This is a genomic window from Gardnerella rara (genome assembly GCF_055452355.1).
This window is the reverse complement of sequence record NZ_JBVBJP010000004.1, coordinates 142,812-165,876: the sequence shown is the minus strand read 5'-3', so window position 1 is coordinate 165,876 and position 23,065 is coordinate 142,812. Positions and strand designations below refer to the sequence as shown.

The window sequence follows — 23,065 nt, the reverse complement described above, 5'->3', positions numbered from 1 at the left end:
CATGCACGAACCGAATCCAATTACTTTGGCTGCAAAAGCTTCCGATGAGCCAGAATTCCGACCTATAGGAGTTGGCCCGTGGGAAGAAGAGCATCCAGGTGAGCCTCGTCCAGATAATCCAGAATCGCCAAATTATGATGCGCGATTTAGCACTGAATTACTAAACGAAGGCGACCAGCGTAATGTTCTAGACCGTTATCGGTACTGGAAAGTAGAAGCTATAAAAGCGGATCTCGATTCTAAAGGCCGTCACGAGTTTGAAGTAGCTGTAGAAAATTGGACTCACGATTTCAACATAGGCTCTATGGTTCGCACTGCAAACGCATTTACAGCGAAAAAAGTGTATATTGTAGGGCCTCATAAATGGAATCGTAAAGGCTCGTTAATGACTGAGCTTTACCAATACGTTGAGTGCTGCCCAACTATTGAAACTCTAGTAACTAATTGGCGCGAAAATATGCTTAAAGAAGCAGAAGAAGCGCATCAACTTTTGCTTAAAGCACAAGCAGATGGCAATAAAGAAGCCGAACAAATCGCAAATACGCAGGAACAAGACGCTAAAAATGCGCGCGTTATAGCGCTCGATATTATTCCAGGCGCAGTTGCTATGGAAAACTACAAGTTCCCTAAACGCTGCCTTATGCTTTTTGGTGCGGAAGGTCCAGGTCTTTCTAAAAAAGCACTAGAAATGGCGGATGACGTTGTTTATATTTCGCAATTTGGCTCTGTTCGCTCGCTAAACGCAGGAGCTGCTGCGGCTGTTTCCATGCACGCGTGGATTGCGCAACATGCAGCAACAAATTGCTGATACAAGCTACAAACAAGCAAATAAACAATCGCATTACAAAATGCAGCAGCCTGTACTCATAAACACTTACATTTTAGGTGTATTTTTTTTTATTTGTGATATTGTTAATTTATGTTAGAATTTCAACATATTACAAAGCGTTTTGGCGAAAAAACAGCGCTTAATGACGTTTCTTTCGTCGCCGAAGACGGTAAAGTCACTGGCTTTTTAGGCCCTAACGGCGCTGGTAAATCTACTACCATGCGTTGTGCGTTAAATCTTATTCATGCCAATAGTGGCACTTCTCTTATTGACGGCAAACCTTACGCAAAAATTACCTCTCCAATGACGGAAGTTGGAGCAGTTCTTGATGCAAAGTCTGCTCACAGGGGCCGAACGGCTTACAATCACCTGTATTCACTGGCTTTAACTCACGGAATATCAAAAAAGCGCGTTGACGAAGTGATTGATATTACTGGTTTATCAAGTGTTAAAACCCGCAAAGCAGGCTCCTTCTCGCTCGGTATGAGCCAGCGTCTTTCCATTGCTGCAGCGCTTTTAGCAGATCCACACAATCTTATTTTGGACGAGCCAATTAACGGCTTAGATCCAGAAGGCGTTAAGTGGGTTCGCGAATTGTGCAAGTATTACGCAAGCGAAGGCCGCGCAATACTACTTAGCTCGCACTTAATGAGCGAAGTTGCGCTTACTGCAGATAACCTTGTGATTATTGCTCATGGCGAAATTTTGGAGCGCACAACAGTACAAGACTTTGTTGACGCACATTCGCAGCACGCTGTGCGACTTGTAACTCCAGAAGGCGAAAAACTAAAGTCTGTGCTTGCTCAAAATAATCCTGAATGCAAGATTTTGCAAGATACTCGCACTCCTCAAGATGTTCAAGAAGGCGAGCTTTTTAGGGTAACAGGTTGTGAGCTTAATCAGCTTGCTCACGAAATTGCGGATAATCAGATTTTGGTATATCAGCTAAATCAAGAGCACGCATCACTTGAGGAAGCATATTTGGCTCTTACGCATGGCCAGGAGCAGTACGTTACTAAGACTGTTCCTAGCAGCGATTTAAAGCCAGACAGCAAGCAGCATGCAGAGCAATCTAACAATAAGGAGAGTGCAAAATGAGTGAGCAAGTAGCAAATCAACAAGTGCAATCTTCTGAGTCCAACGCACGCCAATCCAACGCGTACAAGACTGGCCGCAGCATGAACGCTCAGCACTTACGCCTTACATTTATGCACACGCTTAAATCCGAGATTGTTAAGTTGCGCGGACTTGCATCAACATGGTGGTGCATGGCATTAGCTATTGTTTTGCCAGTAATCTTTAGCTTTATTATCGCGATTGTGCAAAAAGCAATGTCTAAAGTTGACATTAAGAATGGAGCAAATCAAGGTAGATCAAGCGCTGCAATTACTGTTGGGCCGAGCAATAAAGGCAGCCTTATTGCATCTCAAGATAGCATTTTCCACTTAGTTATTAGTTTTGCTTCTGTATCTTTGATTGTTTTGTCGATTTTTGCAGTGCTCGCTGTAACCGCGGAACATTCTACGACTTCAATTCAGGCTTCTCTTACTGCCGTACCTCGAAGGGGTATGTTCTTTACGGCTAAGTTTATTGCGGTTGCAATCTACGTTTTTGTAGTGCAACTTATTGCAATGGCAGTTTCGCTAGGCGCTGCAGAATTAGCTTTTATAGGAGATAGCACTTCTGGATTATCTGGAAGCAACGCGTGGAAATTGCCTCTTACGCTGTTCCTTGGCTCTCCTGCAATTATGGTTGTTGTAGCAGCAATGGCGTACGGTTTTGGCATGATTTGCAAGTCAACTGCTGGCGGAATTATGTGTGTTATTGGAGCTGTGATGATTTTGCCTAGTGTCGTTAGCATTATTATGTTTGCGAGCAATTTCGCGAAGTGGAATTCAATACTTATTCAGATTTTGCCAGCCGCAGCGGTGGAGAAATTCTTAGGCAGCTCCCCTAACTCGGGTGCACAGCTTCCACCAAATGCATATATTTTCACATGGTGGCAATCAGGCTTGGTGGTTCTAGCTTGGGGCGTAATCATGTATGCAATTGGCCACGTTGTTGAAAAGCACCGCGATATTTAACTGCAAATAATTTTGCAAAAACAATAAGGGCTTTATCTCGTAACCGACTACAAGATAAAGCCCTTTTTGCATAATTTTTGCTATAGCAAAGGTCACGCATCACACATATAGTTGAGGTTATGCCAACATTCACACGCGAAGAAATTGAGCATTTGGGCGTTTTGTCCCAGATTGCGCTTAGCGACGAAGAAATCAGTCGCTTGCAAGGCGAATTAAACGTCATTGCAGAATCTATTAACAAAGTGCAGGAAGTTGCTGGCGAAGATGTGCCACCTACTGCAAATCCAGTACCTCTTGAAGCGTATTTGCGCCCAGACGAGCCTGCTACGCCATTGACTCAAGAAGAAGCGCTTTCTGGCGCTCCTAGAAGTGAGTCTGGCATGTTTGTAGCACCTCGAATTTTGGGGGAGGAATAAACATGACTAATACTCAAGATTTAGTAAAGCTTTCTGCTGCCGATATGGCAAAAGCTGTAAAAGCTAAAGAAGTTTCTAGCCGCGAGCTTGTTGAAGCTCACTTGGCAGTAATCGAAGCAGCCGAACCAGAAATCAAAGCATTCTTGCATGTTTCTGCAGATGTTGCACTTGAACAAGCAGATGCTTTTGATAAAAAGAATGCTAATGGAGAAGCTGAAGGCTTACCTGAGCTTGCAGGCGTTCCAATTGCCATTAAAGACATGATTGTTACTAAGGGCATTCCAACCACTGCAGCATCTAAGATTCTTGAAGGCTGGGTTCCACCGTACGATGCTACTGTTATTGAAAAGCTCAAGGCAGCTGGCATGCCAATTCTAGGCAAAACTAACCTAGATGAATTTGCTCAAGGTTCTTCTACCGAGCATTCTGCTTACCAAACTACTTGCAACCCTTGGGATACTGAGCGCGTTCCTGGCGGTTCTGGCGGCGGTTCTGCTGCGGCCGTGGCTGCATTCGAAGCTCCTATTGCTTTGGGTACAGATACTGGTGGCTCCATTCGCCAGCCAGGCGCTTTAACTGGTACAGTCGGCGCAAAGCCAACTTACGGCGGAGTTAGCCGTTTTGGCGCAATCGCCATGGCAAGCTCGCTTGACCAGATTGGCCCTGTTTCTCGTACCGTTCTTGACTCTGCACTTTTGCAAGAAATTATTGGTGGCAACGATAAGCGCGATTCAACTTCGATTCCAGCTCCTGTTCCTCCAATGGCTAAGGCTGCGCGCGAGGGTGCTCGCCGCGATTTGAAGGGCGTAAAAGTTGGTCTTGTTAAAGAGCTTAGTGGCGAAGGCTTCCAGCCAGGCGTTGAAGCACGCTTTAATGAGGCTGTGCAATTGCTTAAAGATATGGGCGCAGAAGTAACAGAAGTCTCCTGCCCTCACTTCCCTTACTCGCTGGCTGCATACTACATAATCATGCCTTCCGAAGTTAGCTCCAACTTGGCTCGCTACGATGGCATGCGCTACGGTTTGCGCGTAATGCCACCAGCAGATAAGCCTCAGACGGCTGCAAACATGATGGCTGCAACTCGTGAAGCTGGCTTTGGCGACGAAGTAAAGCGCCGTATTATTCTTGGCACTTACGCACTTTCCGCTGGCTACTACGATGCTTGGTATGGCTCTGCACAAAAGGTTCGTACGCTTATTATTCGTGACTTTGAAGAAGCGTTTAATAAGGTAGATGTTCTCGTTTCCCCAACAAGCCCTACAACGGCATTTAAGTTTGGTGAGAAGATGAACGATCCACTCTCCATGTACATGAACGATATTGCTACGATTCCTGCAAACATGGCTGGCGTTCCAGCTTTGAGCCTCCCAGCTGGCTTAAGCGACGATGGCCTGCCTGTTGGCATTCAGATTATTGCTCCGCAATGCCATGATGAAAAGATGTACAAGCCTGCAGCAGCGTTGGAAGCAGCGCTCGAAGAAAAGTGGAGCGGCCCAATCTGGAAGTCGCTTAAAGCTGGCTGGCTCGATTCATTGGCTAAGTAAAGTTAAGCAAAGCTTAAGTAAGAAGGATTCTCATGGCTGAAAAACTTATGAAATACGCCGATGCTGTGGAGCAATTTGACCCAGTTTTCGGCTTGGAAACTCACGTTGAGCTTAGCACTTGCACAAAGCTGTTCTGCCCAGCGGAAGTATCTTTTGGCGGCGAACCAAACACTCAGCTAACACCTGTAAGCCTTGGTTTACCAGGCTCTTTGCCAGTTGTAAACAAGACTGCAGTTGATTACGCGATTAAGCTTGGCTTAGCGTTGCATTGCGAGATTGCCGAGTGGAGCCAGTTCGCTCGTAAGAACTACTTCTACCCAGATATGCCTCGTGATTACCAGATTTCCCAGTACGATAAGCCTACTAATGGCAACGGTTACTTGGATGTTGAGCTGGAAGATGGCACTGTGTTCCGCGTTCCGATTGAGCGCGCTCACATTGAGGATGATGCTGGTAAGAATACTCACGTTGGTGGCGCTGACGGCCGTATTGAAGGCGCAAATCATTCTTTGGTTGATTACAATCGCGCAGGTGTGCCTTTAATCGAGATTGTAACTAAGCCAATCGAAGGCGCTGGAAGCCGCGCTCCAGAAATCGCAGGTGCATACATGCGCGCTATTCGCGATATTGTTCGAGCTCTCAACATCTCCCACGCTCGCATGGAGCAGGGCAATATGCGCGCAGACGTAAACGTTTCGCTCCGCAGAAAGCCAACCGATCCATTCGGCACGCGTTCCGAAACTAAGAATGTGAACACATTCCGCGGAATTGAGAAGACGCTGCAATACGAGATTCGTCGCCAGGCTGCTATTTTGAGCGAAGGCGGCGAGATTTTGCAGGAGACACGCCACTGGGATGAGGCAACTCAGACTACTGCTGGCGGCCGCGTAAAGTCCGACGCCGACGATTATCGCTACTTCCCAGACCCAGATTTGGTTATGCTCCACATTACTAAAGAGCATATTGAGCAAATGAAGGCACAAATGCCAGAAATGCCTCGCGAGCGCCGTAACCGCTTGCAAAGCGAATGGGGTATTAGCGATCTTGAAATGCGCGATATTCTTAACGCGGATGCTCTTGATTTGGTTGAAGAAACCGTTAAGGCTGGTGCAACTGCAGCAGGTGCTAAAAAGTGGTGGCTTGGTGAGCTTGCTCGCGAAGCGAACACTCGTGGAGTCACTTTGGAAGAATTGCCTATTACTCCGCAAGATGTTGCGCAAGTCGAAAAGCTTATTGCAAGCGGCAATCTTAACGATAAGCTTGCTAAGCAAACTGTTGCAGGCGTTTTGGCTGGCGAAGGCACTCCAGATGAAGTTGTTAAGAAGCACGGCTTTAAGGTTATGAACGACGACGGCGCTTTGGAAGCCGCTGTTGATGCTGCTCTTGCAGCCGATCCAGAAGTTGCCGAAAAGCTCAAGGCTGGAAACATGAAGCCGATGGGTGCAATTATTGGCGCTGTTATGCGCGCAACTAAAGGTCAGGCAGACGCTAAGGCTGTTACTAAGATTGTAATGGCAAAAATCAAAGGCTAGTTTAGATTAGCTTTTACTTTGCACTTTTTGCGCTTTATACTTTGCTTTTTAACCTTGTGTTTTATAGCATTGTATAGGGTGCAAAAAGTGTGATTTTATATCACGGTTTTTTACTAATCGTTGTACGCTTTTTGTATGCTTTTGCAACACGTAAGTCGATTCTACGGAAAAGGTGAATATGCAGGGATTCAATGCTGATTCTACAAGCCGCCGAGAGCTTCCAGAAAGTATTGTGATTCCGCCAATCCGCGGCGAAATGGCACGACTTAGGCCAGCAGCCATCGAAGATTTGGCGAAGATGGACGCATTGCATGCTTTTGACGGAGCAGCCGTTATAACCGGCAAGGATTCACAGTCGGAACGCGCAATGGTTCATGCGTGGGTAAATCGTTCGGTGCAGTGGTCTTCGGCTGGAAGCACTGAGGAAAAATCTAATCAGAATGCCTCCGCTGGCGACGCTCAATCGCGCCCAACAATCGCATGGTCGATTGTGCCAGATTTTATTGATGATGCTAAAAACACCAATGGCGATATTATTGGAATGATTTTTTTGATTGACATTGATGGTTGGTCTAAATCCGCTAGAATTCAGGTAATTCTAGGACGCGATTATAGGGGTCGTGGGTATTCCAGAGATGCAATGCCTAGAGTTATGACTTACGGCTTTGCACCAAGCGAGGTTGGTCTTGCATTGCATAGAATCTGGGTTGGTGTTCCAGCAGCAAACACGCGCTCGCTTTCGGTATATCAATCGCTTGGATTTATGAAAACGGGAACTGCTCGCGACGCTCTGTGGGATTCTCAAAACCAAAAATATCAAGATTTTGTAGTAATGGACACTCTTGTAGATGAGTATGATGCCATTCGATCTCTAGACGCTTTTGGGCTCCACGTTATTGAAGATAATCCTGGCGTTTGCGAGGCTTTAAGCGCACACGAGCATTCGATTGCGATTCCTGTTAAAAATGGCGATTCTAACAAATCATTAGGCTACGAACCTGCTGAATCTAACGCTAAGCAGGCAGACGATACCTCTAAGCGCGCATGGTGGCGTATTATAGGACGAGGCCGCAAACGCAATCAAGCGAGCGAAGAATCAACTGCAACAGATGCAAAAGATGCAACAACGGAGGGGAATCTATGAGCGCCGAAGATCTCGACAATTACGAAACCGACGCCGAGCTTGCGTTGTATAAGGAATATCGTGACGTTATTAAGCTTTTTACATACGTTGTAGAAACAGAGCGCCGATTTTACTTGGCAAATAAGGTTGATTTTAACGTGCGTTCCGCGGGTCAAGATGTGTACTTCGACGTTCAATTAACAGACGCTTGGGTGTGGGATGTTTACCGACCTTCGCGATTTGTAAAAAACGTTCGAATTGTTACGTTTAAAGACGTAAATGTGGAAGAAGTTCAAAAAACGGATATCGATATTCCAGAATCTATCGCGTGATAAGAGTATGCTACGTATGGATTGGCTTGAATTCTAAGTAGTAGATATTCTAACAGCAGATGATTGTTTGTAATTTGTTGTTTTAGACTTTGAAAAATTGTTTTTAGGTATGGAGGAAAATTGACTGATACACAATCCCAGAAACAATCTGTAGTGATTATTGGTGGCGGTCCGGCAGGGTTGACGGCCGCTTGGGAGCTTGTAAAAGATGGCGGCGCTAGCAAGTACGATGTAACCGTTCTTGAGGCAACTAGTGAGTTCGGCGGCATTTCGCGCACCGTAAAATATAACGGAAACCGAATGGATATTGGCGGTCACCGATTCTTCTCTAAAGACGATCGCATTATGCAGTGGTGGCGTGAAATGTTGCCATTGCAGGGCGCTCCTTCTTACGATGACAAGAAGCTTGGCAGGCATCATGATTTAGAGGCTGGAGGCCCAGACCCAGAAGTCGAAGATGAAGTTATGCTTAAGCGTCATCGCGTTTCTAGAATCTTCTGGAATCACCATTTCTTTGACTACCCTATCTCTCTTTCTGCAGCAACTTTGCGTTCTATGGGCTTTGTGCTGACTATGAAGGTTGGTTTTAGCTACCTTTGGTCCATGATTCATAAGCTTCCAGAAACAAACCTCGAAAACTTTTACATTAATCGCTTTGGCAAAAAGCTTTACTCCATGTTCTTTGAAGGTTATACCGAGAAGCTTTGGGGTAGGCATCCAAGCCAGATTTCTGCCGATTGGGGCGCTCAGCGTGTTAAGGGCCTAAGCATTGTTGAGGTTTTAAAAAACGCTATTTCTAAGCTTATGCCTAAGAATAAGGCAAGCCAGAAAGAAGTTGAGACTTCGCTTATTGAAGAATTCTGGTATCCAAAGCTTGGTCCAGGCCAGCTTTGGGAAACCGTTGAACGCCGCTGCCGCGAAAATGGTGCCACTGTTTTAACTGGCTCTAAGGTTGTGGCCATAAAGCAGGCAGACGGCAAGATTTGCAGCGTTGTTGTTGAAAATCAAAATGGCGAGCGCAGTGAGCTTCATGCAGATCAGTTTATTTCGTCTATGCCAATTAAAGATTTGGTTGCAGCTCTCGAGCAGGGCGCAGATGGCAACAATAATGCGGAAGTTCCACAAGATTTGCAAAAGGTTGCATCAGGCTTGCCTTACCGCGATTTTGTGACTGTTGGCTTGCTTGTTAAGCGCATGCGCTTGCGCAACACAACCGATATTCCAACTCTTGGCAATCCCCCTATTGTTCCAGATTGCTGGATTTACGTACAAGACCCTGGTTATAAGGTTGGACGCTTGCAAATCTTTAACAACTGGAGCCCATACCTTGTTAAAGACGTTGACAACACTGTTTGGATTGGCCTTGAATACTTCTGCAGTGAAGGCGACGATTTTTGGAATATGAGTGACGAAGAAGCTCGCAAAAATGCAATTGACGAGTTGATTCGCATGCAGGTTATTGAAAGCGAAGACGACGTTTTAGATGCTCATCGCGAACGCGTTCCAAAGGCATATCCTGCATACTTTGACACTTACGCTCAGATGCCTGATCTTGTTAAGTATTTGGACGCTTTTGGCAACTTGTATTGCGTTGGCAGAAATGGCCAGCACCGCTACAATAACCAGGATCACTCAATGGCAACTGCTATTGAAGCTGTTCAAAATATTAACAACGGAAAGCAATCTAAAGATAACGTTTGGTCTGTTAATACCGAGAAATCGTATCACGAAAAGAAGTAGCGCTTGGCTTGCCACGCCGTGTTGTTGTGAGTCGTACGAGTGTAGTAGCATACATTTATCGGCGATTAATACACATTGATATGTGTTTATCGTTATATTCACAACGGATTTTCCGTAATCTTCCATGTAAAGCTCCAAGCAGTCTATTTCTTGGAGTTAGGGAAAGGCATAACTGTGGCAACAAGCCAAAATCTTGATGATATGAAGCTTTCGGAGCTTAAGGATCTTGCGAAGCAAATGGGTCTGCGCGGCACGTCTACAATGCGCAAGCCAGATTTGGTTGCTACGCTAACTGCTGCGCGAAATGGTGGGGATGCGCCAGCTGGTGTTAGCGTTCATGTTCCTAAAAACTCTGTAAGAACAAATCGTTTTTCACTAAACGATGATGAGTCTTCTAATTCAAATGATGCGGATAAGATTGTGCATCGTCGCAATTTTGCACGAGATAACCAGCCTCAGCGTTATCACAAAGCGGATGCTGCAGATAGCGCGCGCGAAAATAACTCTCGCGCAAACAGTGGCAATAATTTTGCTAAAGCAGAAGAGTCAGTTGCTGATTTAGACCAGATTCTTGCTACTTTACCAAGCGAAAAGCCTTCTGATTCCGCATCAAACCGAGACTTAGAATCGCGTAGAATGCGCTCTGCTTCTAGATCTAACGAAGAGAATGACTACGATTCTAGAGCAGATAGATCCGATAGAAGCGACAGAGGCGATAGATTCCAGCGCAGATTACGCGGACGAGACAGAAATGACTACGATTCTAGAGCAGAACGCAACTCCGAACGCAATGCAGAACGCAACTCCGAGCGCAATTTGCGTCAGGAGCGAGCCGATATTCGCGAAGAGCAAGAAATTCACGAGCCAGCTCCACGCCGCGAAGAACCAAAAGAAGAGCTCGTTCCAGTTGCTGGCATTGTAGACGTTCTTGACTCCTATGCTTTTGTGCGCACTTCTGGCTATTTGCCTGGCCCAAACGACGTTTACGTTTCTATGAGCCAAATCAAAAAATACGGATTGCGCAAGGGAGATGCTGTTCAAGGTTCCATTCGCGCACCTCGCGAAGGAGACCGCAGAAATCAGCGCCAAAAGTTTGTTCCTTTGCAAAGCGTTGACAGCATTAACGGCATGAGCGTTGAAGAATCTCAGAATCGTCCGCAATTTGCTAAGTTAACTCCTTTGTATCCGCAGGAACGCTTAAAGCAAGAGACTACGCCAAATCGCATGCTTGGCCGCATTATTGATCTTGTAGCTCCTATTGGTAAAGGTCAGCGTGGCTTGATTGTCTCGCCTCCTAAGGCTGGTAAAACAATCACCTTGCAAAATATTGCTAACGCTATTGCTGTTAACAATCCAGAAGTACATTTGATGGTTGTTCTTGTAGACGAACGCCCAGAAGAAGTTACCGACATGGAACGCACCGTTCAGGGAGAGGTTATTTCTTCTACATTCGACCGTCCAGCTACAGACCACACTACCGTTGCAGAGCTTGCGATTGAGCGTGCTAAGAGGCTTGTGGAGCTTGGACAAGACGTTGTTGTGCTTCTTGATTCCATGACTCGCCTTGCTCGCGCATACAATATTGCCGCCCCTGCTTCTGGCCGCATTCTTTCTGGCGGCGTGGACGCTCAGGCGCTTTACCCACCTAAGAAGTTCTTTGGTGCCGCTAGAAACATTGAAAATGGCGGTTCTTTGACTATTATTTCTTCCGCTTTGGTGGAAACTGGTTCAAAGATGGATGAAGTTATTTTCGAAGAGTTTAAGGGCACTGGAAACATGGAGCTGCGTTTGAGCCGCGACTTGGCCGATAAGCGCTTGTTCCCAGCTGTAGATATTAATTCTTCTGGCACGCGCCGCGAAGAGCTGATTACTCCAGCGCAAGAATTGCCGATTATTTATCGCTTGAGGCGATTGTTCGGCGGTTTGGAGCCAGAGCAGGCTTACCAGACTTTGGTGCCGCGCTTAAAGAAGACCGCTTCTAATCGCGATTTTCTTGCGGCGATTGTTCAGCAAGCCAATAACTCAACTAATGGCGGAACAGGCACAGTCGCAGCTTAACCGCGCAAAAATAGTTAAAATCTAGATTAAAAATACCCCTTGGTAAAAATCGAGGGGTATTTTTTATACAAATATCTCAAACCGTCAGACGTTTAGATGTGTAAACATGTGTTAAATAATGTGAAAAACCGTGATTTTTTATCTAATTTTGTTCTTTTTCATTAAAAAATACGATACGATTAGATAAACTGCAGGGGGCGCAGCTAAAGTCGAAGAAGAAAAACAAAGATTTTAGATGCGCTGCATGAGGATGGAGGTCGTATGACAGGAAGCTCTCATAAGATTGAAAACAATATTCCTTCTGGCTTGGAAGCCAGCGCGAGCACAGCTGCTCCAATAGATTCTACAGACGCAATTATTGTAGACATTCTTGAGCACGATGGCCGTGCAACACTAACCAAGCTAGCTAAAGCATCTGGATTATCTGTTTCCGCAGTGCAATCCAGGGTTCAAAAGCTCGAACGACGCGGAATTATAACTGGGTATCGTGCTTTGATTGATTACGAACGCAGAGGTTTGCCTGTAAGCGCGTTCGTAGCGGTTACTCCTCTTGACTTTGAGCAAGAATCTAGCATTCCAAACAAGCTAAAAGACATTGAAGGCATTGAAGCCTGCTATTCAATTACAGGAAGCCCAAGCTTTATGCTTGTTGTTCGCGTTGCAACTCCTAGCAAGCTGGAAGAATTAATTAACACAATTCACCGCATTGTTCCAGTTAGCACGGAAACAACAATGGTTTTGCAAACTTATTTCGACTAGAAATATTGTGTGCAATATTGTGTGCAAAAACATGTGCAACTCTTCTAAAGAATCGATTGACGCGCGCAAGCGTTTGACTGAATCAGATTGTAGCGATGACTGCGATTCAGTAAGCGAGATTTTTGCGTTGCGTCAGTCGATTGACAATATTGACAATGCGATTGTTGCGCTTTTAGCTGAACGTTTTAAAGTCACAGAAAAAGTTGGGGAAATAAAAGCGCGCGCAAATCTTGCTACAGAAGATAAATCGCGAGAAAACCGCCAGGCAAGTCGACTAAAAAAGATTGCCGAAGAATCTGGATTAAAAGAAGAAATCGCACTCGAATATCTACATTTTGTAGTAACTGCAGCAAAAAAACGTCATCAAGAAATCAAAGATAATCAAAAATAGCTAAAAATATGCGCGCTTAGAGCAATAATAAGAGTATGACTATTGCAACCGTTGAACGTTACGCACAAATGCTTGATGCCGCAAGCAAAGGCGGCTATGCCTACCCTGCGATTAACGTTACTAGCACGCAAACATTAAACGCCGCACTCCAAGGATTTGCCGAAGCTCAAAGCGACGGTATTATTCAAGTATCTGTTGGAGGGTCCGCATATTTTTCGGGTCAGTGCGTAAATAATCGCGTTGTTGGATCAATCGCATTTGCGCAATTCGCGCATCAAGTTGCAGCACAATACCCAAATATTAGCGTTGCATTGCACACGGATCATTGTGCAGAGCCTTATTTAGACGATTGGATTAAGCCACTTCTTGCGCACGAGGCAGATCAAGTTGCACACGGCGAAGAGCCGATTTTCCAGTCGCATATGTGGGACGGTTCCACGGTTAAACTTGAGCATAATCTAGATATTGCCGAAGAATTGCTAGAGGCTTCGGCAAAAGCGCACACAATTTTAGAGATTGAAATCGGCGCAGTTGGCGGCGAAGAAGACGGCCACAGAGCAGATATTGACGAAAAGTTGTACTCCACTCCCCAAGACGCTATGCGCGTTGTTGAGCGATTAGGTTTAGAAGACCGCGCAAAATACATGGCCGCTTTTACGTTTGGAAACGTGCATGGCGCGTACAAACCAGGTGTTGTTAAGCTTAGGCCACAATTGCTAGACAACATTCAAAGCGCTGTGTACAACAAGTACAAGCTTGATTTGTGCAATCGCAAGTTTGGTGTGCCAACAAAGCCATTTTTGCTGGTGTTCCATGGCGGGTCTGGCTCTACGGCCGAAGAAATCGCGCAAGCTGTAAAATATGGCGTTGTAAAAATGAATATTGACACAGATACGCAATATGCTTTCACGCGCGCAATCGCAGACCACATGTTCCACAACTACGACTCGGTTCTTAAAATCGACGGCGAAGTTGGGGCAAAAAAGCTTTACGACCCAAGATCTTGGGGCAAAGAAGCAGAAAAAGCCATGGCTCAGCGTGTTGTAGAAGCTTGCGTACAGCTTGGTTCCGCTGGAAAAGCTTTAAAATAGCTTTAAAACAGCTCTAAAATAGCGCAATCGCAAATATTTATTAACATTATTCGGTATTGGCTTTGCGCTAGTCTTAACACGTAGGAATTGTGTTTGTTTGGGCAACGTTAGCCCAAAAATGGAGGTGCAGCATGCCTGGAATTGTGCTTATTGGCGCTCAATGGGGTGACGAAGGCAAAGGTAAAGCAACTGATTTAATTGGTTCTAAGGTAGATATTGTTGCACGTTTTAATGGCGGCAATAACGCTGGCCACACTGTTGTTGTAGGAAACGAATCTTACGCACTGCACTTACTCCCTAGCGGCATAATCAGCGCAAACGTAACTCCTGTTATTGGAAACGGCGTTGTTATAGACCCAGAAGTTCTTTTTGAAGAGATTGACGCGCTTGAATCTCGCGGCGTTGATTGCTCGAGGTTGCTTGTTAGCGAGTCGGCGCATGTTATTACACCGTATCATCGCGTAATCGATAAAGTTACAGAGCGATTCCTTGGAAAGCACAAGATTGGCACAACGGGTCGCGGAATTGGCCCAACTTACGCAGATAAGATTAATCGCGTTGGTATTCGCGTGCACGATTTGTTTAACGCAGATCATTTGCGAGATAAGGTAGAAGCCAGCTTGCATCAAAAGAATCAGATGCTTGTTAAGCTTTACAACCAGCACCCAATTGACATTGATATTGTTACCAGCCAACTTGTAGAGCTTGGAAAGCGACTAAAGCCATACGTTGCCGATACTTCGCTTGTACTAAACCAGGCAATGGAAAATGGCAAAACCGTGCTTTTTGAAGGCGGCCAGGCAACTATGCTAGACGTTGATCACGGAACATACCCATTTGTAACGTCTTCTAATCCTACGGCTGGCGGTGCTTGCACGGGCACGGGCGTTGGCCCTACTCGCATTAATCGCGTAATCGGTGTTGCTAAGGCCTACATTACGCGCGTTGGCGAAGGCCCGTTCCCTACAGAGCTTTTGGACGAAAGTGGCGATTGGCTGCGCGAGCAAGGTCACGAATATGGCGTAACAACTGGTCGCCCTCGCCGTTGCGGATGGTTTGACTCTGTTGTTAGCCGCTATGCAACTCGCGTAAATGGCCTAACAGATATTGTTCTTACAAAGCTAGATGTTTTGACTGGCCTAAAAGAGATTCCAGTTTGCGTAGCTTACGATGTGACTTTAGCAGACGGAAGCGTTGAGCGCGTAAACGAGATGCCAGTAGATCAGTCTCTGTTTGCTAGCGCTAAGCCAGTTTACGAGATGCTTCCAGGCTGGAGTGAAGATATTTCTAAAGTCCACAAGTTTGAAGACTTACCTGCCAATACTCAAAGCTACGTAAAGCGCTTGGAGGAGCTTTCCAATTGCCGCATTTCGGCAATTGGTACCGGCCCTCAGCGCGACCACATTATTAGTGTTCATTCACTGATTGATTAATGCTATTAATGCATTAATGGCTAGTTAAGGCTGATTAAGGCTGATTAAACTTCGATTTAAGGCGGCTAAAGCTATGAGTATTCCAAGCAGAAATCACCCAGACTTGCCCTCAGCACAACCACATAAAACACTTGGTGCAAAAATCTATTTTGTTGTGTTTGTTGGCGGCGTGCTCGGCGCTTTTGTGCGTAGTGAAATAGGCGTTTTTACGCATGGCATGCATTGGGATTCGGGATATTCTATGCTTTTTAGCCGCTTTACTTTTGCAACTCTTTTGTCTAACGTTTTGGCATGTTTTATTCTTGCTTTAGTGAGTTCTCTTGTTGCAAATAGATTGCGCTGCAAAAATAGAGACTTAATAAAATACGGTTTGTGCACAGGATTCTGCGGCGCGCTTTCAACAATGTCCACTTTTGCTTTTGAAGGTGCATACTCCGCATTTAGTGCAATGAACATTGTAAAAGTAATTGCAATTATGGCATTATCTATGATTTTTGGCGTTTTAGCAGTGCTTGCTGGAAGCCTAATCGGAGATAGAATTTTTGCTTTTAATAGCAATAACAGCGTAAAAAATGCTGACGATGCAAAAATCAGCAATAAAATAGACGCTAACAAAGGCGGTGCAAAATGATGTTTTACGCATACGCTCTTTTTTGGCTACCTCTTGTTTTTGCAGGACTTGGCGCCGTTCTTCGTTGCGCAGTATCTGCTGCAGTCGGGCGCGTTTATAACCACGATTTTCCAATCGCAACCTTGCTAATCAACGCTTTTGCATCTTTTATAATGGGCTTAGTTACATCCCTAAGCTCTGCAATTATATACAATTTAACTTTTGCTTCAGCTATTGTTTACAGTTGCGCTTTGGGATTCTTAGGCGGATTCTCAACGTTTTCAACCGCAATCTTAGAAGTCGTAAGCCTGTTTAAGCTAAAGAAAATCAAGCTTGGACTATGGCTTTTTGTTAGCGAACTAATAGTGCCATTCTTGTGCGCATTTATTGCATACGCTGGAACGTGTTTTGTACTGTTTTTGCTTCTAACGTCTTAGTTTTTAATTTTATTAATTGATGTATTTTATTAATTGATATTTATTGTGTTATTAAAAATGTTAGAATGCTTTGTGTATTTGTTTGCGATTTGATTTAAGAATAGGTTTATTGTGACTTTAAAGAACGTAGGCGGTTCTATACGCGATTTTTTGCGCGACCTTTCGGATCGCATTCTTAAAACACTTAAGCATCTTAGATGGAAGATGGTTCTTGCGGGCGCAGTTGTTGGCCTTGTTTCGGGCGCGCTTGTGGCAACTTATAGACTTGGGATTGAGTGCGGAACCGATTTTGCGCGATGGATGTATGCGCGAATGTTGCAAAACATGCTTTGGGTTGTACCGTGTGTGGTTTTTGCGATTGTTGCTGGACTTTTTATTGGCTGGATGAGTCGCAAAGAAAGTATGGCATCTGGAAGCGGTATTCCGCAAGTTGTTGGATATATTCAGCGCGGACTAAAAATGTGTTGGAACACCATTTTGCCTGTACGATTTGTAGGCGGATTGTTGGGGTCGCTGTTTGGCTTGTCTCTTGGGCGCGAAGGCCCTTCGATTCAAATCGGAGCTTGCGGCGCGCAAATGATGTCTAGAATTTTTAGAAAAGGCAATAAAAACGATACACAAGAACACTATGTTGTAACCGCTGGAGCAGCAGCTGGCTTATCTGCTGCCTTTAGCGCACCACTTTCGGGACTAATGTTTGCTATGGAAGAAGTCCAACACGGGCTATCTTCAACAGTTCTTATGGGAGCGGCAGTAGCATCTATTTGCGCGGACTTTGTGTCTCAAACATGCTTTGGACTTCGCCCTGTTTTAGACTTTGGAATGATTCCAGACTTGCCAATGGCACTTCATTTTTGGCTGATTCCGCTTGGCATTTTTGCAGGTCTTGTTGGATCTTTAATGAACCGCTCTTTACTTGGATTACAAACGCTGTATAAATATTTGCCCAAATGGGCTCCTGTATCTGTAGCATGTTTAATCGCAATTCCTGTTGGCTTATATTTGCCAGAGGTTCTTGGTGGAGGCTCAAATCTTGTTAAACTTTCCGAATATGGAAAGGTAAGCATAGCGCTTCTGTGCCTTCTGTTTGTTGCAAAAATGCTGTTTACTTCTACAAGCTTTGGATGCGGCGCTCCTGGCGGTATTTTTATGCCAATTCTGGCTGTTGGAGCGCTTGCAGGCGGCGTTGCTTCGCGAGCAATTATAAACACTCCTCTACTTGGCATTAACGCAAAACTAATGCCGATTTTTACAGTGTGCGTTATGGCTGGCACGCTTTCGGCTTCGGTAAAAGCTCCGCTCACTTCGATTTTGCTAACCGTAGAAATGTCGGGAACAATGATTCACACTCTGCCAGTTGCCGCCTCTGCGTTTATTGCGCTTCTTGTATCCGACATTTTGCACACTAAACCAATCTACGGTGAGCTTCTGGAAAGATATATGGCTTCCAATCCAAAACTTGTACGCTAATGCTTATACAGCAATAAGCTAAAACAGCAATGTGGATAACTTTTTGGCGGAATTGCAACGTTTATTAAGCCTTTAACCACATTTTTACAAAAGTATTGCTTATTTGTTTTGCATGCTATTCAATAGCTGCATGAGCAATATGAATATTGATAATTACGATGCACCTTCGTGCGTGGCTAGGGCACTTAACACGTACCCACCTCAGGCAAGCGCGCTTAAAAACGCGATTAACCAAGCTAAGCAAGTTAACATTGTTAGCCAAGTTAATCAGGCAAATAAGAGTGAAGACTCAACTATTATTGCGTCTTTTAATCGCAGTTATGATTTTCTTGCAAGCCCTGCGGTTAGCAAAGATTTTGGCGTTATAAATAATCGTATGCTTCAAGACAATCGCAATAGTGGCGAAAATTGCAATAATAACAACAATCGCAATAATCATGTTGTTCAAGAAACTATTGGAAGCTTGAACTATTCGCTAAAGCCTTTTCCAAAAAATGTTGTAATTGGTTCTGCCGCAAATAGCGGAATTGGTTTAAGCACTACTCTTGCGCTTCTGGCAAGCAATATAGCTAGTAAAAAATACGTTGTAGCTTTAATCGATGCAGATATTTCAAATGGCGGTTTAGATGTTTTGCTTGGATTAGAGCAAGATGAAGGCAGAAGATTGCAAGAGGTTCAAGCTCCTTTAGGAAGATTAGACGGCTACGTTTTGCGCTGCGAGCTTTTGCACTGGAACAATGTGGATATTTTGGCTTATTCGCCTTGGAAAAATCAGGAGCCTAAGCCATGGGTTATTGAGGCCGCAATTAGGGGTCTTGCTAAAGCTTGCGACGTTGTGATTGTAGACATTGGATCTGGGCTTTCGGCAAGAAAGCTTTTAAAAGATCTTCCAACTTTGGCAGAGGTTCCAACAATTTTTGCAGCAGAGCTTAGCGTTTTAGGCCTTGCACGATTGCGAGCGCATTGGCGAAATCTAGAGTTAGATAATAAAAATTATGCCAAGAATCTCACTTCTATTGTTGCAGGTTTAAACCCACGCGGACTTTCTAGCAGATTTTGCCCTGTAGAAGTTGGGGAAGCTTGCGATTATTTACTTTGCAATGTAGAAGGGCCAATTGGCCACGATTCTAAAATGTACGAAGACATAATTGGCGGGTATGGAATTAGAAGCGTACCTAAATGTGCGCAAGCAACCGTGGGGAAAATCACCACTTGGCTGCTTGGCACTTCTCGCGAATCGGGTTTAATGGCGTCTACTGCGCAAGGCAATCAATCTTGTAAATATGGAAGATTTTCAAAAATATTGGGCGGTAAACATGGTTCTACAAGATATTGATTTTGGCGTTTTGCAAGATCTTGCAAACAATCCTAAAACAACTGATATTGTTGTTACAGATACTGGCCGCGTTTGGGTGGATTTTGGATTAGGCCTACAAGAATACAATCCAAGGATTCCGTTTGATAATCCCAGCGTTTTGCGCGAATATGCTGTTTGGCTGTGCGCTCAATTAGGTAAAAGATTAGACGACGCATGCCCAATTGCAGACGCTTCTAGCCCGCTAGGAGTGCGCATTCACGCGCTTATTGCCCCAATAGTTTTAAGCGGAGCTGCTATTTCGATTCGTTTTCCAGCGCTAAAACGCTATTGTTTAACGGAGTTAAGCAGCAAAGGCATGTTTCCAATTGAGCTATCTAGAATTCTTTATTTGCTGGTTGAAAGCCGCGCAAATATTTTGATTACAGGCAGTACAGGTTCGGGCAAAACAACGCTTATGAAGGCTCTTTTAGCTTCTTGCAATCCAAAAGACAGAATAGTAACTGTTGAAGAAACACGAGAATTGGGCTCTGTTTCCAACGATCACGTTTCTTTAGCCACAAGGGAAGCGAATGTTGAAGGTGCTGGCTGCATTGATTTGCCAGATCTTGTAAAGGCCACTTTGCGCATGCGCCCCGACAGAATTATTTTGGGCGAGTGTAGAGGCAAGGAAATAGCTGATTTGCTGCGCGTTTTTACATGCGGTCACAAGGGAGGAATGACAACTTTGCACGCCGATAAAGTGCAAAAGGTTCCAGCACGATTAATGGCCCTGGGTTTGCTTGCAGGGCTAGAACCAATGGCACTTTGCGCTCTAGCTGCAGATGCATTCGACGTTGTTATTCACGTTGAGCGAGTAAATGGAGCGCGCGTTGTAAAAGAACTTGGATTGCTAAAGTCAAATGATTCTGGCGCGTTAGAAGGTGTTCCTGTTTTAAGAGTTAAAGACTCACAAATAGAGACCACTTTAGCGTGGAAAGATTTTGCAACTAAATGGCATTTGCCTCTAAATTCGCAAATTGTTTTAAAGGCTTAACTGTTAAAAAGCTAACAAAGGATTTGATATGGGTATTGAAGAATCGCTAGCAGCTCTTGTTGCATCTTTAAAATCGGGGTCTTCTTTTGAATCGATTATTAGAGGCAGCGCTGAACGCAATAGCAACACCAGCATCGTAAGCAGCAAGGCGCACAGCCAGCAGATAAATGCAGAATCCATATTAAAGTGGATTAATTCTAGACTAGAGTCAAGCAATAATACCGCTGATGTAGCTAAGTCTTTTAAAAATGCAAAAACTTCTAAAAAGACCAAAGATCAAAAAGATGCGCGTAGAATTGCACAGTCGCTTATGTGCGTGTACAACTTAAGCAACTCAATTGGCTGCCCTATGGCAGATTGCGTTCAAGCTGTTTCGGATTCTTACTACGCAAATAAAAGAGTTGACGACTTAAGCGAGGAGGTTTTTGCAATGCCAAAAGCCACTATAAAGTTGCTTATTGCTCTTCCCTTTTTGTCACTTTTAACAGGCCAACTTTTAGGGGCAAACCCAATATTAATGATTCTTACAAGCTACAAGGGCTATACGCTTTTAGGCGTTGGAATGACCTTTTACACAATTGGCATTATTTGGGTTGCACGCATTCTTAATTCCTCTAAAAAAGCGATGAGCACTCCTTACCTTAGTGGAGCTTAGAGCGAATTGGCAACAGTTACCAACAGTTAAAAGTTTTTACGTTAAAACTTAGAGCTTATATAGGAGGTTAAATGCTAAAGGCAATTATTATTTGGATTATTTTAGTTGCATACATAATTGTTTTGTGCAAACTTTTTTCTAAGCAGGTGGCAGTTAGCTCACTGTATAATCGCGCATGCAAACCTGCTATTTTTATGCAAGAGACTTACGAGTTTAGGCAGAACACAATAAACGATATAGACCCGATTCTTGGTTTGCAAATGATAATAGTGGCGCTAAAAAGTGGTGTTGCAATAACTAGAGCACTTGACGCAGTTGGCTGCGCGCTGCCCGCTTCTAAGGGAATCTGGCTAAAACGAGTTTCTAAAGCGCTTATTTCTGGTAGCACTTGGCGAGAAGCATGGAGCGCGCCACACGTGTACTTTAATAAAAAAGATAAAAACTCTTATTCTTCTTTAGTTTTAAGTGCGTGGCTAAAAAACTCTTTAAGCGAGTCCTGGAGTTATGGAAGCTCGCCAGTTCCAGTGCTTAACGCCGTTTTACAAAACTATGAGCAATCGATGAAGAACATTGCAAAGAAAGAAAGTTCTAGACTTTCCGTTCGTCTTCTTTTGCCCGTTGGATTGTGCTTTTTACCAGCGTTTATTTTTGTTGGAATTTTGCCAACTGTTGCAGCATTTATGCACTAATATCAAAGGTTTTTGCAAATTTATAATCCAGCGCAAAAGTCGCGTATAAAATTTGTGCCCCAAACGGGTACATAAATAAAAAAAAAAATAAACAATAAAAAGAAAGGAAGGTAAGTAACATGAAAAAAATTGCTAACACATTTTCAAACCTTTGTTGCACATTTGCAATAAAGGCAAACGAAGGGCTGATTAAAGCAGAACAAGCATGCAATAGCGTGCAAAATCGCTTGAATCACAACCTAAAGCAGCTAGATGAAGGAGCGGTTACTGCAGAATATGCGGTTGTTCTTATAGCTGCTACGGCTTTTGCTGCTGTTCTTATTGCAGTTGCTAAATCAAATGCTGTACGCACCGCTATTGGCGAACTAGTTAAAAGAGCTTTGCACGTTAGCTAGGGCAATAAGCGATATACCAAAATAGATTACGTGAAACATTGCGTGAAACATTGCGAAGCTCTTGATGATATAAGATTTACAAAATTTGAATTGATTAAAAGCACTAAAGAACTAGCACAAACACTAATAAATGGAGATTTAACTAATGCAAAAGAAATGAGAAAAAATGAAGAATTATATATTTTTGAACATTTTTAATAAGAAGGATGCAAATAAAAAAGATACAGAATTAACTATGCGCACTAAAGTCGCTAAATTTGCTAAAAATATTAAAGATACTAAAGATTTTGGGGCAGTAACCGCAGAATTTGCGATTATTTTGCCTGCAGTTGTAATTCTTACTGTGGTGTTAATTTTTGTAGGGAAATCAGTTGTAAATACAATGAATTGCAACGACGCAGCAGGCCAGGTTGCCTATTATGTAGCATCCACACACGATTCTAAAGAAGCACAAAACATAGTGCATAAAGTATCTGGAAACAATAGTTCTGTAAAAGTTGAATATGTTGGAAATATGGCAAATATTGTTGTTAGTTGCCCAGTTGTGCCAGACCCGCTGAAGGTTTTGCCATTATCTATTGAAGCACGCATTAGTCAGGTTTTAATATGAGATCAAAAAGAACTAAGCGATTAATAACGCAATGTTTTTGTTTTAAGCATTTGAACGGGGCGGATTGCGGTTCTGGAACTATGCTAGGCATAGGATTGGTAACCGCAATCTGCTCTATGCTGGTTCTTTGCGCTGTTATTGGGTCAATTCTTGTTTCTAAACACCGCGCATACGCGCTAGCAAATGCGGCGGCAATATCTGGAGCTGTTGCCATACAAAACATGCAAGGAGACGCCTGCAAAATCGCACAAAACACAGCTAGAGCAAACAATGCAAAAATCGAGTCTTGTGTTGAAAAAGACAACGACATATCGCTAAAGTTAAGCGTTCCTTTACACCTTCCAATGGCAAATAGTATAAGCGTAAGCGCTAAAGCAGGCTTAGTGGATTGTAGCAAGTAAATGCATAATGTAGCATGTAATAGCGTGCGGAAACGTTGCATGTTTGATTAAAAGATTAAAATAAAACAGAAGCTTGCTTAAGCAAGATTAAGTGGATTCAAGTTAATGTCTAGTT

At 44.0% G+C, this 23,065-nt stretch carries 24 protein-coding genes; all 24 read left to right on the top strand.

Annotated elements, in window-relative coordinates; all coding sequences use genetic code 11:
* Position 1: 1 nt before the first annotated feature.
* A complete protein-coding gene (locus ACZ0NX_RS05085; RefSeq protein WP_464405907.1) occupies positions 2 to 808 on the top strand; it encodes a TrmH family RNA methyltransferase in 807 nt (268 codons plus the stop codon).
* 111 nt (positions 809 to 919) lie between these two features.
* On the top strand, positions 920 to 1,927 hold the full coding sequence (locus ACZ0NX_RS05080) for an ATP-binding cassette domain-containing protein (RefSeq protein WP_464405905.1): 1,008 nt from the start codon (positions 920 to 922) through the stop codon (positions 1,925 to 1,927).
* On the top strand, positions 1,924 to 2,913 hold the full coding sequence (locus ACZ0NX_RS05075) for an ABC transporter permease subunit (RefSeq protein ID WP_464405902.1): 990 nt from the start codon (positions 1,924 to 1,926) through the stop codon (positions 2,911 to 2,913). Before ACZ0NX_RS05080 ends, ACZ0NX_RS05075 begins: the two co-directional genes overlap by 4 nt.
* A 119-nt stretch (positions 2,914 to 3,032) precedes the next feature.
* Entirely contained in the window at positions 3,033 to 3,329 is a 297-nt protein-coding gene (gatC, locus tag ACZ0NX_RS05070) for an Asp-tRNA(Asn)/Glu-tRNA(Gln) amidotransferase subunit GatC (RefSeq protein WP_004114131.1), read from the top strand.
* Between the two features lie 2 nt (positions 3,330 to 3,331).
* Positions 3,332 to 4,873 (top strand): Asp-tRNA(Asn)/Glu-tRNA(Gln) amidotransferase subunit GatA, encoded by a 1,542-nt coding sequence (gatA, locus tag ACZ0NX_RS05065; protein WP_464405900.1) that lies wholly within the window; start codon positions 3,332 to 3,334, stop codon positions 4,871 to 4,873.
* A gap of 32 nt (positions 4,874 to 4,905) precedes the next feature.
* Positions 4,906 to 6,405, top strand: coding sequence for an Asp-tRNA(Asn)/Glu-tRNA(Gln) amidotransferase subunit GatB (gatB, locus tag ACZ0NX_RS05060; RefSeq protein ID WP_464405898.1), 1,500 nt, complete (start codon positions 4,906 to 4,908; stop codon positions 6,403 to 6,405).
* 178 nt (positions 6,406 to 6,583) lie between these two features.
* Complete coding sequence (locus ACZ0NX_RS05055; RefSeq protein ID WP_464405896.1) at positions 6,584 to 7,549, top strand: GNAT family N-acetyltransferase; 966 nt, start codon at positions 6,584 to 6,586, stop codon at positions 7,547 to 7,549.
* A complete protein-coding gene (locus ACZ0NX_RS05050) occupies positions 7,546 to 7,860 on the top strand; it encodes a DUF2469 domain-containing protein (RefSeq protein WP_004105898.1) in 315 nt (104 codons plus the stop codon). The genes ACZ0NX_RS05055 and ACZ0NX_RS05050 overlap by 4 nt, the downstream gene beginning before the upstream one ends.
* Positions 7,861 to 7,980: 120 nt before the next feature.
* A complete protein-coding gene (locus ACZ0NX_RS05045) occupies positions 7,981 to 9,600 on the top strand; it encodes an NAD(P)/FAD-dependent oxidoreductase (RefSeq protein ID WP_464405894.1) in 1,620 nt (539 codons plus the stop codon).
* A 174-nt stretch (positions 9,601 to 9,774) separates the two neighbouring features.
* Positions 9,775 to 11,658 carry a transcription termination factor Rho gene (gene rho / locus ACZ0NX_RS05040; protein WP_464405892.1) on the top strand — a complete coding sequence of 628 codons (1,884 nt, stop codon included), beginning with the start codon at positions 9,775 to 9,777 and terminating at the stop codon, positions 11,656 to 11,658.
* Between the two features lie 261 nt (positions 11,659 to 11,919).
* Entirely contained in the window at positions 11,920 to 12,417 is a 498-nt protein-coding gene (locus ACZ0NX_RS05035) for an Lrp/AsnC family transcriptional regulator (protein WP_464405890.1), read from the top strand.
* A 31-nt stretch (positions 12,418 to 12,448) separates the two neighbouring features.
* On the top strand, positions 12,449 to 12,808 hold the full coding sequence (locus tag ACZ0NX_RS05030; RefSeq protein ID WP_415689258.1) for a chorismate mutase: 360 nt from the start codon (positions 12,449 to 12,451) through the stop codon (positions 12,806 to 12,808).
* Between the two features lie 35 nt (positions 12,809 to 12,843).
* Complete coding sequence (gene fbaA / locus ACZ0NX_RS05025) at positions 12,844 to 13,899, top strand: class II fructose-bisphosphate aldolase (RefSeq protein ID WP_060787054.1); 1,056 nt, start codon at positions 12,844 to 12,846, stop codon at positions 13,897 to 13,899.
* Positions 13,900 to 14,030: 131 nt separating this feature from the next.
* On the top strand, positions 14,031 to 15,332 hold the full coding sequence (locus tag ACZ0NX_RS05020; RefSeq protein WP_464405887.1) for an adenylosuccinate synthase: 1,302 nt from the start codon (positions 14,031 to 14,033) through the stop codon (positions 15,330 to 15,332).
* A 73-nt stretch (positions 15,333 to 15,405) separates the two neighbouring features.
* Entirely contained in the window at positions 15,406 to 15,963 is a 558-nt protein-coding gene (locus ACZ0NX_RS05015) for a fluoride efflux transporter FluC (RefSeq protein WP_464405885.1), read from the top strand.
* Positions 15,960 to 16,379, top strand: coding sequence for a fluoride efflux transporter FluC (locus ACZ0NX_RS05010; protein ID WP_464405883.1), 420 nt, complete (start codon positions 15,960 to 15,962; stop codon positions 16,377 to 16,379). The genes ACZ0NX_RS05015 and ACZ0NX_RS05010 overlap by 4 nt, the downstream gene beginning before the upstream one ends.
* A gap of 111 nt (positions 16,380 to 16,490) precedes the next feature.
* Positions 16,491 to 17,849, top strand: coding sequence for a ClC family H(+)/Cl(-) exchange transporter (locus ACZ0NX_RS05005; protein ID WP_415695455.1), 1,359 nt, complete (start codon positions 16,491 to 16,493; stop codon positions 17,847 to 17,849).
* A gap of 130 nt (positions 17,850 to 17,979) precedes the next feature.
* Positions 17,980 to 19,185: a CpaE/TadZ family protein gene (locus tag ACZ0NX_RS05000; protein ID WP_464405881.1), complete on the top strand. Its 1,206-nt coding sequence runs from the start codon at positions 17,980 to 17,982 to the stop codon at positions 19,183 to 19,185.
* The gene (locus ACZ0NX_RS04995; protein ID WP_060787133.1) at positions 19,166 to 20,200 is read left to right on the top strand and encodes a TadA family conjugal transfer-associated ATPase; all 1,035 of its coding nucleotides are present in this window, start codon (positions 19,166 to 19,168) and stop codon (positions 20,198 to 20,200) included. Before ACZ0NX_RS05000 ends, ACZ0NX_RS04995 begins: the two co-directional genes overlap by 20 nt.
* 28 nt (positions 20,201 to 20,228) lie before the next feature.
* A complete protein-coding gene (locus ACZ0NX_RS04990; RefSeq protein WP_415688828.1) occupies positions 20,229 to 20,855 on the top strand; it encodes a type II secretion system F family protein in 627 nt (208 codons plus the stop codon).
* 71 nt (positions 20,856 to 20,926) lie between these two features.
* Positions 20,927 to 21,544: a type II secretion system F family protein gene (locus ACZ0NX_RS04985; protein WP_060787047.1), complete on the top strand. Its 618-nt coding sequence runs from the start codon at positions 20,927 to 20,929 to the stop codon at positions 21,542 to 21,544.
* A gap of 119 nt (positions 21,545 to 21,663) precedes the next feature.
* Positions 21,664 to 21,939 carry a DUF4244 domain-containing protein gene (locus ACZ0NX_RS04980; protein ID WP_060787046.1) on the top strand — a complete coding sequence of 92 codons (276 nt, stop codon included), beginning with the start codon at positions 21,664 to 21,666 and terminating at the stop codon, positions 21,937 to 21,939.
* A gap of 235 nt (positions 21,940 to 22,174) precedes the next feature.
* Positions 22,175 to 22,549, top strand: a complete 375-nt coding sequence (locus tag ACZ0NX_RS04975) for a TadE family protein (RefSeq protein WP_060787132.1) — start codon at positions 22,175 to 22,177, stop codon at positions 22,547 to 22,549.
* The gene (locus ACZ0NX_RS04970; protein WP_060787045.1) at positions 22,546 to 22,950 is read left to right on the top strand and encodes an Rv3654c family TadE-like protein; all 405 of its coding nucleotides are present in this window, start codon (positions 22,546 to 22,548) and stop codon (positions 22,948 to 22,950) included. The genes ACZ0NX_RS04975 and ACZ0NX_RS04970 overlap by 4 nt, the downstream gene beginning before the upstream one ends.
* Positions 22,951 to 23,065: the final 115 nt, after the last annotated feature.